Annotated in this window: 13 protein-coding genes; 8 read left to right on the forward strand and 5 right to left on the reverse strand. The window is 63.2% G+C overall.

What is annotated here, in order from left to right:
• The 5 genes from HF854_RS03800 to HF854_RS03820 form a co-directional block, all read right to left on the reverse strand.
• Positions 1-690, reverse strand: coding sequence for a LexA family transcriptional regulator (locus tag HF854_RS03800; protein ID WP_168935119.1), 690 nt, complete (start codon positions 688-690; stop codon positions 1-3).
• A gap of 7 nt (positions 691-697) precedes the next feature.
• Positions 698-1,546, reverse strand: a complete 849-nt coding sequence (gene hflC, locus HF854_RS03805) for a protease modulator HflC (protein ID WP_168935121.1) — start codon at positions 1,544-1,546, stop codon at positions 698-700.
• Positions 1,546-2,703, reverse strand: a complete 1,158-nt coding sequence (gene hflK, locus HF854_RS03810; protein ID WP_168935123.1) for an FtsH protease activity modulator HflK — start codon at positions 2,701-2,703, stop codon at positions 1,546-1,548. Before hflK ends, hflC begins: the two co-directional genes overlap by 1 nt.
• A 355-nt stretch (positions 2,704-3,058) precedes the next feature.
• A complete protein-coding gene (locus HF854_RS03815; protein WP_168935125.1) occupies positions 3,059-4,723 on the reverse strand; it encodes a ribonuclease J in 1,665 nt (554 codons plus the stop codon).
• A gap of 10 nt (positions 4,724-4,733) precedes the next feature.
• Positions 4,734-6,215, reverse strand: coding sequence for a TolC family protein (locus tag HF854_RS03820; protein WP_240937654.1), 1,482 nt, complete (start codon positions 6,213-6,215; stop codon positions 4,734-4,736).
• Between the two features lie 243 nt (positions 6,216-6,458).
• Between HF854_RS03820 and HF854_RS03825 the strand changes: the two genes are divergently transcribed.
• From HF854_RS03825 to HF854_RS03860, 8 genes are all read left to right on the forward strand, one after another.
• Positions 6,459-7,208, forward strand: coding sequence for a sulfite exporter TauE/SafE family protein (locus tag HF854_RS03825; protein ID WP_168935127.1), 750 nt, complete (start codon positions 6,459-6,461; stop codon positions 7,206-7,208).
• A 47-nt stretch (positions 7,209-7,255) separates the two neighbouring features.
• A complete protein-coding gene (locus HF854_RS03830) occupies positions 7,256-8,410 on the forward strand; it encodes a sulfotransferase family protein (RefSeq protein ID WP_168935129.1) in 1,155 nt (384 codons plus the stop codon).
• A gap of 97 nt (positions 8,411-8,507) precedes the next feature.
• Entirely contained in the window at positions 8,508-9,986 is a 1,479-nt protein-coding gene (locus tag HF854_RS03835; protein WP_168935131.1) for an SLC13 family permease, read from the forward strand.
• A 353-nt stretch (positions 9,987-10,339) separates the two neighbouring features.
• Positions 10,340-12,253 carry a sigma 54-interacting transcriptional regulator gene (locus tag HF854_RS03840; protein WP_168935133.1) on the forward strand — a complete coding sequence of 638 codons (1,914 nt, stop codon included), beginning with the start codon at positions 10,340-10,342 and terminating at the stop codon, positions 12,251-12,253.
• A 240-nt stretch (positions 12,254-12,493) separates the two neighbouring features.
• A complete protein-coding gene (locus HF854_RS03845; protein ID WP_168935135.1) occupies positions 12,494-13,189 on the forward strand; it encodes a MotA/TolQ/ExbB proton channel family protein in 696 nt (231 codons plus the stop codon).
• A gap of 1 nt (position 13,190) precedes the next feature.
• On the forward strand, positions 13,191-13,646 hold the full coding sequence (locus tag HF854_RS03850) for an ExbD/TolR family protein (protein ID WP_006009120.1): 456 nt from the start codon (positions 13,191-13,193) through the stop codon (positions 13,644-13,646).
• Between the two features lie 6 nt (positions 13,647-13,652).
• A complete protein-coding gene (gene tolA / locus HF854_RS03855) occupies positions 13,653-14,648 on the forward strand; it encodes a cell envelope integrity protein TolA (RefSeq protein WP_168935137.1) in 996 nt (331 codons plus the stop codon).
• A gap of 165 nt (positions 14,649-14,813) precedes the next feature.
• On the forward strand, positions 14,814-15,620 hold the full coding sequence (locus tag HF854_RS03860) for a TonB family protein (protein ID WP_168935139.1): 807 nt from the start codon (positions 14,814-14,816) through the stop codon (positions 15,618-15,620).
• Positions 15,621-15,644: the final 24 nt, after the last annotated feature.

Genomic DNA, 15,644 nt, shown 5'->3' on the forward strand with positions numbered 1-15,644 from the left:
CTATACCTCCTGGAAAGTCCAGACCACACGCCCCAGCATACGGCGCTGCAACAGGGCGGCATCCAGGGATGTTTCGGGATAATCCGGGGACTGGGCCCTCAGAACATAGCCCTGCTGCGGGCCGTCCAGAAACACCTGGCGGACAACCACCCCTTCCAGCGGGGCGAACAGGGCGTAGGTCCTGCCGGAGACAGGGGCCAGATCCTCGACGTCTACCCCGATGTAGGCCCCTTCGCGCAGCAAAGGCTCCATGGCCTGGCCGCGCAGGCGCAGCACTTGCAGCGAGGGCCGCAAGAAGGCCTGCGGCAGGGGGACCCTGCCGGAAACAGACAGAGCGGGCCTGGGGACCTCGTCCGTATAGACACAGGCCATATCGTAGACGTCCACCACAGTAGACCGGGTGAAGTCGTCCCCGTAGCAGGCCACGGTCTCGGCCAGGGCCTGGGGGGCCTCCTGGGGACAGTAGCCTTTTTCCGTACGCAGATAGAGGGGGCCCACCCCGTACTTGAGCCAGTCGGGGTTGAGGCCGAAACGCTCGAAGAGCTTCATGTACCAGTCGCCCGGCACAGAATCACGGCGCTTGGCGTCCGAGATGCTGGACTGGCGGATATTGAGCAACTCCGCCAGCTCCACCTGGGTACGACAATTGGCGGCCAGCTTGATGCGTTCGTAGATTTCCGTAAAGCCCATGGTCCACCTACTTCTGCAAATCCAGCAAGGGCACCTGACTGCCCAGCACCATCTTGCTGTTCTCCTTAAAGGACTTGCGCAGGGCGTCGAGCCAGCGCTGATAGGAATAGAATTCCGGCGACTTGCCGTAGGCCGCGGCGTAGACGGCGGCCGCCTGGGCATCGCCCTGACCATAGAGCACCTGGGCCTCGCGGTTGGCCTCGGCAAGGATGAGGGCCTTCTGCCGGTCAGCATCGGAACGGATGCGCGTGGCCTCTTCCTGGCCTTCGGAACGGTACTGCTTGGCCTGGCGTTCACGCTCGGCCCGCATGCGGTCGAAGATGGAGCGCTGGTTTTCCGTGGGCAGGTCGGTGCGCTTGATGCGCACATCCAGCACCTCCACCCCGTAGGGCTTCATGAGGTCGGAGACCTTTTCCGTCACGCGGGTCATAATGGTGGCGCGCTCCTTGGAGACCACCTCGGTCAGGGTGTAGGCGCCCACCAGGGCCCGCAGCTGCGAATAGACCACGTCGTCCAGACGGGCCTGCGCACCGGGGATGGTACGCATGGTGCGGTAGAACTGTAGGGGATCACTGATGCGCCAGCGGGCGTAGTTGTCCAGCACGATGGTCTTTTTGTCCACGGTGAAGGCCTCGCGCGAGCTGGCGGCGTAATCGAGCACGCGGGCATCAAAATAAACGACCTTCTGGATGAAGGGCAGCTTGAAGTGCAGGCCGGGCCGGTAGATCTCGGGCAGGGGGTCACCCAGCTGGAGCACCAAGGCCTGCTGGGTCTGGTGCACGGTGAAGCAGCACTGGGTTACAAAAACGGCCAGTACCAGCAGCAACACACCGTAAAGAAGGGGATTCTTGGTCATTATTTCTTCTCCGAGGGCAGGACGCCGAAAGCGGGCGTACCCGGAAGAGGCATATGCGGCAGCACCTTGCCGGAGACGCCGCTGTCCAGCAGGGTCTTATCCTTGGAAGCGGCCAGGATCTCTTCCATGGCCTCATAATACAGGCGCTGGCGGGTCACGTCGGGAGCCTTTTCGTATTCCTGACGCAGGGCATCGAAACGGCGGGACTCACCTTCGGCCTGCTGTAGGCGCGCCACCCGGTAGGCCTCGGCCTTGTTGAGGATGGCCGCGGCCTCACCGCGAGCCTGCGGCAGCAGTGCGTTGCGGTAGGCCTCCGCCTCGTTGATGATGCGGCTCTTGTCTTCGCGGGCACTGGCCACGTCCTTGAAGGCATCGCTCACTTCCTGCGGCGGATGCACGTCCTGCATCTGTACGGCCAGCACCTGGATACCGGCCTCGTAGCGGTCCAGGACCTCCTGGAGCAGCACCGTGGCGTCGCTCTGGATCTTCAGCTTGCCGTCGGTGATGGCCGAATCGATGAGGCTGTTGCCGATGACCTCGCGCATGGCGGCCTCGGCGGCGTTACGCACCAGGTTGGTGGGGTCGCTGATGTTGAACAGGTACTTGACCGCGTCGCTGATCTTGTACTGCACGCTGAACTGGACGTTGACGATGTTCTCGTCACCGGTGAGCATGGAGGCTTCCTTGGGCACGCTGCGCAGCTCGCCCTGACGGAAGGTGGTGGCCTGCCCGGTGGAGCGGAAGCCCACCTCGCAGCGCAGCACCTGGGTCACCTGGGGCTTGTAGACGGTCTCGATGGGAGCGGGCAGCGCGTAATGGGGGCCGGGGCCTTCGGTGCGGTCGTACTTGCCGAAGCGCAGCACCACGCCCTCCTCGTCAGGGTTGACGATATAGATGCCCGACAAGAGCCACAGGCCCACCAGGCCCAGCACCAGCCAGATCACCATGCCGCCCGGCATCTTCATGCCGGAAAGCTTTTTCAGGGCATTCCTGCCGTCGAAGCCGTTACCGTCGCCCCCGTTGCCGGAAGGCGAACGCCGGGCGCGCCGGGGCTGTTCGTCCTGAGTGTCGTTATCATCACCGAAGAGCGGACGGGAGGGGCGCTGCCCCTGCTGCCGTTGCCGTTTTTCCTGCAATTTATCCCAATCCCAAGTCATGTGGAGGACATCCCTTTTGCTGAATGGGGTTAAAGAACGCCTTAGGACCGGCGATCACAGCCGGAGTGCCCGGCCCGTACGCCGTTGCCCGTGGCAGGAACCATCCTGCCGGAAGCCCGCTCATCCTGCGGGACATGCCTGACGAGCAAGATAAAGACTACAAATATTAAGTTGATACGTCACTGTGGTCAAGGCGAACGGTCTTTCCTGACGACCGGACACAAAATACGAGCATTATAGTAAGAAATACCTGTCCTCTGTCAACGTGCCCGCCTTTCCGCATCATGTAAAAAAAAGTAAAACAGGGCCGCGGCGGCACCACGACCCTGTTCATTCCTGTAAAGATACAAAAGAGTTACACCTCGCTGACGATGGGGACGACCACCGGATCCCGTTCCAGGACCCGGCGGAAAAAGCTTCGCAACGAGGCCCGGATGCCTTCCTGCAGACGGGTGAGCTGCCCGGGGCGGACGGATTCGATCTCGTCCAGCACCAGGCATTTGGCATCTTCCAGCACATGGCTGTAGTGCTGCTCGAACACGAAGCCCTTGGAGAACATCTCCGGCCCGTGCAGCACGCTGCCGGTCTCGGCATCCAGCACCAGCACCACGATGACCATGCCCTCGTCGCCGAGGATGCGGCGCTCGCGCAGCACGGCCGAGCCCACGTCGCCCACGCCCTTGCCGTCCACCAGCGTGCATTCCACCGGCACGGGCGGCTCCAGACGGATGCCGTCCGGCAGCAGGGTCAGGGGACAGCCGTCCTCCAGCAGGACCACGTTGTCGGGCTTGACGCCGCACTCGCGCGCCAGCTGCCCGTGCTTGAACAGATGGCGGTACTCCCCGTGCACGGGCACGAAATATTCAGGCCGCACCGCGCCCAGCAGTTCGCGCAACTCGTCACGGTGGGCGTGGCCCGAGGCATGGATGGCCCGCACGCTCTCGTACAGGACCGTGGCCCCCAGGCGATACATCTCGTTGATGAGGCGCGACACGGCCTTGACGTTGCCGGGGATCATGCGCGAGCTCATGACCACGGTGTCGCCCTTGCGGATGCTGAGCTGGCGGTGGCCGCCCAGCACCATGCGCGACAGCGCGGACAACGGTTCGCCCTGGGCGCCGGTCACCACCAGCACCAGCTGCTCGTCGGGCAGGTCGGGCACGCCGTTATGGGCGTTGAAAAAGCTGGGCGGCAGCTTGGCGATGCCCAGATCGCGGGCCATCTCGATATTGTTGGCCAGGGACTTGCCGCTGATGACCACGGTGCGCCCGCGCTCGCGCGCCAGGTCGAAGACTTCCTGGATGCGCTGGATGTGGCTGGAGAACAGCGTCACCACGATGCGGCCCGGGGCCTCGTCGAAGACCTTGCCCAGGGACTCCATGACGGCCCGTTCGGTGAGGGAACGGCCGTCGCGCTCCACATTGGTGGAATCGGAGAACAGCAGGCGCGCGCCCTCCGGCCCGGCGAAGTCGCGAAAGGTCGCCAGATCCGTGCCGCTGCCGGCCAGGGGCTGGGGATCGATCTTGAAGTCCCCGCTGTGGACGATGCGGCCCACGGGCGTCTCCACGCCCAGGCCGAAACCTTCGGGGATGGAATGGCACACGGGGAAGAAATGGAAGGTCATGTCGCCCAGGGCCACCTGGTCACCGGGCTCCACCGGGCACAGCTCCACCCAGTCCAGCAGCTCGTGCTCCCTGAGCTTGTGCTCCACCAGGGCCAGGGTGAAATAGGAGCCGTAGATGCGCGTGCCGCGCAGCTGGGGCACCAGCCACGGCAGGGCGCCGATGTGGTCTTCGTGGCCGTGGGTCAGGACGATGCCCAGCAATTTGTCGCGCACGGCGCTCACCGCACCGAAATGCGGGATGACCACGTCCACGCCCAAATGGAAATCATCCGGGAACATCAGGCCGCAGTCCACCATGACCACGCCTGCGGAAGTCTCCCACAGCTGGCAGTTGAGACCGATCTCCCCCAGACCACCCAGGGGGGTCACTGTCAAAAATTGTTCAGAATCACTCATACGGGACCGTCTATTTTCTTCTGGCGGCGCCACCTTCCCGCAGCAGGTCGGGATGATATTCGCCCATGGCTACATAGATCTGGGAAAGGGCCGTCAGGTAGTCGGCCTTGGCACCGGTCAAAGAGGACTGGGCCGAAGTGAGGTTGGCCGAAGCGTCCAGTACGTCGAAGTTGGTGCCCACATGTTCGTGGTAACGGGCCAGGGCCACGTTATAGGCCTCCGTGGCCTGCGCAACGCTGTTCTGGGCCACGGCGATGCGCTTGCGGGCCTCCTGCACGGCCAGATACTTGGACTTGATGTCGTAGCCCACTTCCAGCTTGAGGTTCTCCTGCTCGTAACGCATCTTGGTCACCTGCCAGCCGGCCTGCTTGTCGGCATAGTAGGTGGTGCCCCATTCGAACACGTTCCAGGTGGCCTGCGCCCCCACTTCCCAGTTGGTGACGTGTGAGCCGTTCTCGCCGGAACGCTGCATGCCGGGCGTATTGCCGCTCTGCGTCATGCTGTAATAGCCCTCGATCTGGGGATAGTAGTCGCTCTGCACTTCCTTCTGGCTCTTGCGGGCGATCTCCACGGCCTTCTGGGCCACATACAGGTCGGGACGCTGGCGGTAGGCCAGCTCCAGACACTGCTCCAGCGTATAGCGGAAGCCCACTTCCTTGAGCGTACCGGTATAGGTATTGACGGCCGTGGCGTCGAAGCCCAGCAGGGTATTGAGCCTGGCCAGGGCGGTGGCCTGGGTGTTCTCGGCCTCGATGAGCAGGCTCTCGGCCTCGCTCACGTCCACCTCGGCCTGGAGCACGTCCAGACGGGGGCTCAGGCCCACTTCGAAATAGGCCTGGGCGATGCGCAGCTGTTCGCGCAGGCGGGTCAGGCTGTCGCGCATGCTGCGGGTGTTCTCACCGGCTTTCAGGTATTCCAGGAACGCCGTCTGCACCTGCTCGGTCATGTCCAGCTCGGCCTTGCGCAGCGAGGCCTTGTCGCTGTCGGCCTGCAGGGCGGCCTTCTGGTAGGTGGAGAGCAGGCGGAAGCCCTGGAAGATGGGCTGGGTCACTTCGACGCCCCAGCTGTAGACGCCCATCTTGGGGTTCTTGGTGCCCATGGTGGCGGAAGGATCGCGCTTGCTCTCGGTCTTGGTGGCGGAATAGCTCACCCCCAGACGCGGCCCGAAGGCACCGCGCGCGGATTTTCGCCCTTCTTCGGAGGAACGGCTCTCGGCTTCCTGCGCCCCCAGGCCGGGGTTGAAGCGCAGGGCATGCTCCACGGCATCGGACATGCCGATGCTCTTGCCCGCCACGGGCCTGTCCGCCGTCTCGGCCGAGCGCTGGCCGGTATAGACGGGCTGCCGGGCAACGGCATCCTGCCGGCCGGCGGACGCGGCAAAAGAAGTCTGGGAAGACCCCAGCAGGACCACGCACAAGACCGCCGTGCCCAGATGCCGGACACAGCGCCCCCGGAAGGAAGAAAAGCTTTCCATCAACATAGGGCGCAGCATACACCCTCACCCGCGGGCTTGCAATGCGCTTTCTATGTTCCCCGGGGGCTGGAGCGAGCCTTGTGCCTTTCACATCGATATGTATCAGATATCGAAAGTTTCATCTCTATTTTGCAAAAAACGCATCATGTCACAATTGACATGTTTTTAAATAAAATAAAATAAAAACAATATATTATAAAAAATTTTATCCTTGGCACGCTGTTTGCTTAACTTGTGAACAACATCACATCGGAGCAAATCATGATCATCCTTCTTCTCATCGTCGCCCTGATCGTCGGCGGGCTTATTGGAACTGTCGGCGTGGGTGGCATCCTGCTGATCCCCGCCCTGAGCGCCTTCGGTGGCCTGACCACCCATGCGGCCATGGCCACGTCCCTGTTCAGCTTCATCTTTACCGGCATCTTGGGGACCTGGCTGTACTGCAAGCACGGCAGCATCAACTGGGGCATCACCATCCCGGTCTGTATCGGCGGCCTTATAGGCGGTTATCCCGGTGCCCTGGCCAATGCCATCGCCCCGGCCTGGATCCTCAATCTCATCCTGGGGTGCATCATCATCTTTGCGGGCATCTATGCCCTGTTCCCTGCCAAGGGCGGCACCATCACCTACCGTCCCGGTGACGGACGGCAGCGTCTGCAGCTGCTTCTCATCGGCGCTACCGTAGGCTTTGGCTCGGGCCTGACAGGTGTTGGCGGCCCCGTGCTTTCCGTGCCCCTCATGGTCATCCTGGGCTTTACGCCCCTCACGTCCATCGCCACCAGCCAGGTCATCCAGATCACGGCTGCCACTTCCGGTTCCATCAGTAACTTCGCCAACGGTTTCGTCGACCTGCACATGGCCCTTCTGGTCACGGTCGCCGAACTTGTCGGCGTCGTGGCCGGCGCCAAGCTGGCCCACAGCGTCTCGTCCGGCGTCCTGAAAAAAATGGTTTCAGTCGTCTGCATCATCGTAGGTGCCTTCATTTTCGTCCGTGCGCTTCTGCAGGCCTGATCGAAAACATCCCCAACATTCCCCAAATCCCCAACAAGGAGACCCCCATGCCTCTCAACCTCCAGGAACGTCCCATCTTCATGATCGGTGCCGAACGCTCCGGCACCACCTTGGTCATGGCCCTGCTGGGCTGCCACTCCCGCATCGCCGTCCCGGAAGTGGTCTGGTACTATCCCCGCTTCTATCCCTACCTGCACACCTACGGCGACCTGTCTGTCGAAGCCAACTTCCGCACCCTGGCCCAGGAGATGGTCTTTGGCCTCAAGACGCCTTTCTGGGGCATGAAGGTCAATCCCCGCACCATCGTGGACGAAGTCATCGAGCTGGCACCCGAACGCAGCTTTGCCGGTCTGTATGCGGGCATGCATCTGCGCTTCGCCCAGTATGTAAACAAACCCCGCTGGGGCGAGAAGACGCCGCACAACCTCTACTTCGTGGGCCCCATGCACCACGACTTCCCCAACGCCCAGTTCATCTACATCACCCGCGATGGCCGCGACGCCAGCGTGGACTACATGGAATCCTCCTTCGGCCCCACTAACATCTATTGCGCCGCCCAGTCCTGGAAACGTTGCTGGAACGCCGTCAAGGAATGGCGCGAGCCCCTGCGTGAAAAGGGCCTGTGGCTGGATGTGCGCTATGAAGAACTGGTGCGCGAGCCGGAAAAGGTCATGCGCGGCGTCTGCGAATTCCTGGGTGAAGACTTTGAAGAAGGCATGTTCGAGTTCTACAAGACCGACATGTGCAAGGCCCGCGGGGCTTCCCGCGACCACGCTCCCCTGGGCAAGCCCATCAGCGACAAGTACGTGGGTATCCACAAGGACCTGCTCTCCCTGCGCGACCAGCGCATCTTCGCCGCCGTAGCCGGCAAGGAACTGGAAGAGGCCGGCTACACCAATACGGTGGAGCCCGAAATGCCCAGCGAACGCATGATCGAAAAATACCTCGAATTCGACGGCCGCATCCGTGCCGCCACCCTGGATGGCTTTGAAGGACATATCGTATATGAAAGCTACAATGACTGGCTCATCGACCAGCGTGAAGAACGCCGCAAGAAGGGCCTGTGGGATCTCGCCACGGCGCCCAAGGTCTTCCCTGCCGGTGATCCTGACGAAGAATACATCATCGGTCAGCGTGCGGCCGACAAGTGGAAGAAGCATTTCTCCATCAAGCGTCGCTATGTTGGTGATGTCGTCCTTTAACAGATCCGACCACCTGTAGTCTGCCCGAATCCCCGCGGGCGGCATGATATCGAGGGGCGGGCCGCAAGGCCCGCCCGGAAAAGGACTGGAGCCCGTCATGTCTGAATCGTCGTCTTCTTCCCGTCTGCTGTACCTCCTAGGAGGGCCGGCCCTGTTGCTGCTTGCCTTGGCCATGCCCATTTTCGGCCCCATCGAATCCCGCTTCGGCTTCGGCATCCTGTTCTGGATGGTCTTCTGGTGGATCACCTGCGTCGTTGACATCAAACTGACCTGCCTGGTGCCCATCTTTGTGGCCTGCGTGTACAGCTACATGCCGCTGGGCAAGGTACTGCAGGCCTATGTGCATCGTGAAGCCGTCCTCATCGTCGGCGCCACTGCCATCACCTGCGCCTGGGTACGCTGGGGCTTTGCCCGCCGTCTGGCCCTGAACTTCCTCATGCGCGTCAACGGCAGCGTGCGTGCCCAGACCGCCGGCTGGTTCCTCCTGTGCGGCGTCACGTCCTTCGTGGTGGGCAACACCACGGTGGCCGCCATGTTCGCGCCCGTGGCCGTGGCTTCGCTGATGTACTCCGGCTTCAATACCAATGAGCAGCGCTGGCATTCCAAGGCCGCGTCGAACATCCTCATCGCTGTGGCCTGGGGCGCCAGCGTGGGCGGCATGGCCACCCCGCTGGGCGGCGGCCAGTCCGTGGTGACCTATGGCCTGCTCAACAAGTACCTGGGGCACGACATCTATTTCATCGACTGGACCCTGCGCATGGTGCCCGTCTCCCTGCTGGTCATCGCCGGTGTGGGCCTTATGATGTACTTCATGCACACGGATATGGAGCGCTTCAGCGGCAGCAAGGAGTTTTACCGGCAGGAGCTGGAAAAGCTCGGCCCCATGACCTATGAGGAAAAGGTCTCCCTCTACGGTTTCGCCCTGGCCATCCTCCTGGCCGTCCTTCAGCCCCTGTACGCTCCGTACACCAAGGGGCCCCAATGGGCCTGGCTCAAGCCGACCCAGCTGTTCTGCATCATCCCGCTGCTCATGCTGTTCTGGCCCGCCCGCAACGCCAAGGATGAGACCATCCTGTCCGTCAAGGCCCTGCGCGAGCATTTCCCCATCACCATCCTCTTCATGTGGCCCGCCTCTGTGGCCCTGAGCAAGATCTTGGCCACCACGGGCGCCGGTACGGTGTTCGGGAGCTGGATCACGCCCCTGGTCGGCATCAATGACACCCTGTCCATCGTGGCCTGGAGCGTGGCCTCCAACGCCCTGTCCCAGGTGACCAGCGATACCGCGGCCGCCGGTGTCATGGTGCCCCTGGCCATCGAATCCATGGCCAACTGGCGCGGGCTGGCCTTTGGGGCCGTGCCCTGGGTCTGGGTGACGGGCTCGGCCATCAGCTGGTCGTACGCAGTGGCTTCCGCCACCGGTGCCCAAGGCATCGTGGCCGGTTATGGCGCCAACCTCCGCACCATGTTCGTCTGGGGCATGATCGCGGCGCTCATCTCCGTGCTGCTGACGATCCTCTACTTCTGGTTCACCGTCGTGGTCCTCGGTCTGGACTTCTACATCATGCCGCCGGTGTAGCGACCATGTTTCCCGCCATGTCCGGCCTGTTCCCTCGCTTCCGGGCCCGGCATGGCGGCAGATATTCGGCAAGGCGGCCGTGCCGCCCTTCCGATCCCGCCCGCGGCGGGGTACACCACACCTCCCCCCGCCGCTCCGGGGCTGTCGTACCGAGCGACAGTCCCGGACCTGCATTGACAGCCGCGACATCCCAAGACAATTTTATGGATAAAGATGAGAAAACTAGCTAATGCATAGACGATACTGAAAGATGTCGTCCGTCGCCTGTCTTTGCGGGCCCCCTGCCTCTTGAAGCCGTATGCCCGGTGTCATTCCGACGGCCCGCACCATATCCCATCGGAGCAGGAGACATTATGTTGTCTACTTCCTTTTCCTTCGCCTTCGTTTCGAACTCCGCTGTGGTGGCAGAAAAGGTCCAGACCTATGCCCAGGAGCATGGGTGGCCGCTGGAAGAAGTCCGTCTGGCTACCATGGAAGAGGCGCTGCCCGTGGCCAAACAATTGTTCGACCAGGGTGTGGATGTGATCCTGGGCGGCGGCGGAACCGGGAAGCTCCTGCGCCGTCATCTGAACGAACCCGTCGTCACCATCTCCCGGAGCCATATGTCCATCTTGCAGGCCCTGATGGAAGCCCGCGAATATACGGACAATGTGGCCGTGACATGCTATAACGCCACCCCCCCCTGGTCGGAACTGTTCTCCCGCCTGCTGCACATCCGCCTGCAGCCTATCCGTTTCACCAACTCCCGGGAACTGACCCTGGGCATCACCCAGGCCATCGCCCAGGGCGCCGGCTGCGTCGTGGGGGGCGGCGTCTGCGTCTCCATCGCGCAGGCCCACCACTGCCCGGGCATCGTGGTCTGTCCGGGCAACGAGGCCCTGGAACGGGCCTTCGAGGAAGCGTCCAACATCGCCCAGGCCCGCCGCCGTGACCGCGAACACGCGGCCTGGCTCCAGGACGTGGTCGATGCCCTCCATGAAGGCGTCATAGGCATAGATCCCACAGGCAAGCTGGCCATCAGCAATCCCGTGGCCCGGCAGGCCCTGGGACAAAAGCGCCTCCAGGACGGATGGGCACTGCAGCACCTTGGCCTTACCGAAAGCCTGGAAACGGGCAGGCCCACGGAAGGTACCCTGAAAGGGGAGAACGGCCAGGATCTTGTTTTCACCAGCAGCGCCGTAGTGGTCGACGGAGTCCAGAAAGGGGCCCTGAGCGTCCTGACGCCCGACGTGGTCCTCACGGACCTGCAGCGGCGGCTCAAGCACTCCCGTCAGGCAGGCTTGCGGGCCAGGTTCACGCTGAACGACCTGCTGGGCGAAAGCCCTTCCATGCGGACCCTGCGGGTACACGCGCAGCGTTTCGCCGACTCAGACGCAGGGATCTACATCCACGGGGAAAGCGGGACAGGCAAGGAACTGCTGGCCCACGCCATCCACAACGCCAGTCCCAGGCGCCACGCGGCCTTCGTGGCCGTCAACTGCGGTGCCCTGCCGGAAAGCCTGCTGGAAAGCGAACTGTTCGGCTATGCCGAAGGGGCGTTCACCGGCGCCCGCCGCGGCGGCAAGCAGGGCCTGTTCGAACTGGCACAGGACGGCACCATCTTCCTGGACGAGATCGCGGACATCAGCGCCGCCGTACAGGTCAGGCTCCTGCGCGTCCTGGAAAGCGGCGAGATCTTCCGCCTTGGCGGGGACAGGCCCGTGACCGTCAACGCGCGAGTGGTCTGCTCATCCTGGAAAGACCTCGTGTGCGAGGTCAGGGAGGGACGCTTCCGTGCCGACCTTTACTACCGCCTGACGCTGCTGCGCCTGGAGATGCCGCCCCTGCGCGAGCGCCTCCAGGACATGACCCTGCTGGTCCGGCATATCCTGCGCCGCATGGGCATGATCCACAAGAAAATGACCCCGGAAGCCATCGAGCTCCTTTGCAGCTATCCCTGGCCCGGCAACGTGCGCGAACTGGATGCGCTGCTGCGCCGCTACTGCCTGATGTCCACCAGCGATGCCTGCCAGATCCCCCTGCTGCGGGAACTCCTGCTCGACATGCGCCAGACCCAGGGCATCCTGGCAGCCCCCCCCAGGACGACCGAGGCCCATAAGGAGCAGGATCTGCCCGAGAGCGGCAGCTTGCGCCAGCGCCTGCGGCTGATGGAAAAAAAGATCATCCGCCAGGAACTGGCCCGCCAGCAGTACAGCAAAAAAAGCACGGCCAAATCCCTGGGCATCAGCCTCAATACCCTCTGGCGCAAGATGTACGCTGCCGACTAAGGCAGTGAAAAGTCTTCGCGCCCGGGCGGCCTTCCGGCGCCGTCACAGAAAAAACGCTTGAAAAAAGGCGGCGAACGTTGCATTCTCCGGGCGGTTCAAAGCCGCGTACAGCCGTTGCCTTCCGGGCCCCCGGATGGCAGGGGCTCTTTGGCGTTTTCTTTTTTCCGCTGCATACGTGCTGTGTCCGGCAGGGCACAGGATCCAACCAGGCACACCATTTTCCATCTCCAGGAGTGATACATGGAGTTCAGTTTCTTTTCGATGATCAGCCAGGCCAGTCTCGTGGCCAAGATCGTGCTGTGCATCCTGGTGCTCATGTCCGTGGGCAGCTGGGGCATGATGATCCAGAAAACCCTGGCCCTCAATGCCGCCTACCGCAAGGCCCTGCAGGGCACCGACCTGTTCGAGAAGGCCCCCAGCCTGCGTGAGGCCGTGCTCTCCCTGGGCTCCGACCGTGCGTCCCCGCTCTATTTCGTGGCCCATCAGGGCGTGATGGAGTTCAACCGCTCCAAGGAAGCCGGCAACAGCAGCGAGATCGTGGTGGACAACGTGCGCCGCTCCCTGCGCCAGGGCGTGGCCAGCGAGATGGCCCGTCTGGAGCGCTCCCTCTCCCTGCTGGCCACCGCCGCCAACACGGCCCCCTTCATCGGCCTGTTCGGTACGGTGTGGGGCATCATGCACTCCTTCCACTCCATCGGCATGCTCAAGTCCGCCTCCCTGGCCACGGTGGCCCCCGGCATCTCCGAAGCCCTGGTGGCCACGGCCATCGGTCTGGGCGTGGCCGTGCCCGCCACCATCGGTTTCAACATCTTTATGGGCAAGCTCTCGCAGGTGGACACCCTGCTGGTGAACTTTGCCGGCGTGTTCCTCAACCGCGTGCAGCGCGAACTCAATGCCCACCGCTCCGTGCAGCGCACGGGCGCCACGGAGATGTAAGATGGGCGCCAGCGTGGGCGGCAACAACCGCTTTGTCTCCGAGATCAACGTGACGCCTTTCGTGGACGTCATGCTCGTGCTGCTGATCATCTTCATGGTGGCCACTCCCATGATGAGCCAGGGGCTGGAAGTGGACCTGCCCCAGACCAAACAGGTGGAAGTGCTGCCGACCGAAAACGACAACATGATGCTGACCGTCCGCCACGACGGCAAGATCTTCCTGGACGAATACGAGGTCCAGACCATGGACGATCTGGAAGGTTACCTCCAGACCCTGGTCAAGGAAAAGAACAAGACCCTTTTCCTGCGTGCCGACAAGGAAGTCCCCTACGGCGTGGTGGTGGATGTCATGGGCCGCATCAAGGCCGTGGGCATCGAAAAGCTCGGCGTGGTGGCCGATTCCTCCGAGAGCCTGTCGCCCGCTGCCGCCGCGGCAGCCGCCAAAGGCGGGAAGTAGTCAGCGATGAACTGGGCCTCGTATCTTCTTTCCCTCTGCCTGCATCTGGCGGTCTTCCTGCTGATCATGTTCTGGCCCAGCTCGCCTCCGGTGAACCTGGAGACGCCGCCGGTGATGATCAGCCTGGTGGACGGCGCTCCGGGCGGCAACCGCACGCCCTCGAGCATCCTGGGCAAGATGGGCAAGCCCACGGACGGCCCCAAGGACGTCTCGCCCCCGGCCAAGAAGGCCGACGCGGCCGCGCCCGAACGGCCGGAGGTCAAGGCCGACCCCACGGCGGACAAAGCCCGTCCGGTGGAGGCCAAGCCCGAACCCAAGGTCGAGCGCAAGCCTGATCCCAAGCATGAGGTCAAGCCCAAGCCCGAACCCAAGGACGCCACTCCCGTGGCCGAGAAAAAAGACAAGAAAAAGAAAGAGGACAAGAAAAAGGACGACGACAAGAAGCCCGAAAAGCCCAAGAAGGACGACAAAAAGAAGGACGATAAAAAGTCCACGCCCAAGGACGACAAGAAGACCGACAAAAAGGCCGACAAACCGTCCAAGGGCGACCCCGTGGCCGCAGCCATGAACCAGGCCCGCCGCGAAGCCACGTCCCGCGTCGAATCCGGGGACAAGGGCAGCAGCGTGGAACAGGCCCTGGCCCAGGCCCGCCGCAATGCCGGCGGCGATGGCGGCGGCGGTGGCGGCGAAGGCGACGGCCCCGGCGGCGGTGGCCTCAACGACGTCTACATGGGTCAGGTCATGCTTGCCGTGCGTCCCAACTGGAGCTTCACTTCCGCCACGCGCCTGAACCTGGTCTGCGTGGTCCGGGTCAAGGTCAACCTGCAGGGCGAAGTGGAAAAAGTCGACGTGACGCAAAGCTCCGGCAACGCGCAGTACGACTCCTCGGCGGCCAACGCCATCTGGCGCACCAGCCGGGCGGGGGCGTTCCCGCCGCCGCCGTCGGAACAGTACACCGAGCTGGACCTTGTCTTCACCCTCAATGAACTCATGGGCCGCTAACCGGTCCGTCAAGGCGGTCGTGCCCGGTGGTGCGGCCGCCTTGCTGTCTCGAGATCCCGCTGTTTTTGGAGAAGGCCCCATCCTTCCCCAAAGATGCGCCATTCTAGAACGGCATTGCTGCATAAAAGCCGCATCGGCATGCACATATGCCTTCGTGGAGGTCACATGAAACGAATCCTTTCCCGCCCGACGGCCCTCCTGGGCCTGCTGCCGGTGCTCATGCTGTGCCTGGCGCCCCTGCACGCACGGGCCGCAGGCGCCGCTGCGGCGGACGTGGCCAACGGCTACGCCGGTGAGGCCATGGAAAAGATCCTGGCCAACTGGGCCGCCCCGGCCGACCGCGGCAAGGTGCGCATCGTGGTGCGCGTGGACGCGGAAGGCAAGGTGGAGCGCTGCGGCTATCTGGAAAAATCCGCCAGCCAGGCCCTCAATGATTCCGTGTGCAGCGCGGTCATGAAGACCGCCGACCTAGGCAAGCCCCCCTACGGCATGAGCCAGGACGTCTACCTGACCTTCTGGCAGGGCAACATGGCCGACCTTTCCGGCATCAGCCGCCGCAAAGCCGCCGCAAAGCCCGCCGCGGGCACGGCCGCACCTGCCGCCGCTGCCCCCGCGCCGGAGGCCAAGAGCGAGCCCGTCACGCTGGACACCAAGCCCGCCACCCTGACCACGCCGCTGAAGGCCCAGGACGCTTACGGCCCCAAGCACGCGGCCTATTTCCGCAAGCTGGTCATGGAGCTGCGCAACGCCACCTTCATCCCCGCGGAACTGGCCAAGGGCACCTATTATGCCACGGTGCGCCTGGAGACGGACGCCTCGGGAAAGATCCTCAATTACAGCATCCTGCAAAGCAGCGGCAGCGAGCTGCTTGACAGATACGTCCGGCAGGGCATACGCCGGGCAGGAAAGGTCAGCCCCCCGCCCGCGGCTGTGGGCAGATTTGTGAACGTCACCCTAACTCTGGTGCGCTAGACACCACCACAAGGACCATTACGC

Origin of the sequence: Desulfovibrio piger, assembly GCF_012843875.1 — a bacterium.
Classification (GTDB): domain Bacteria; phylum Desulfobacterota; class Desulfovibrionia; order Desulfovibrionales; family Desulfovibrionaceae; genus Desulfovibrio.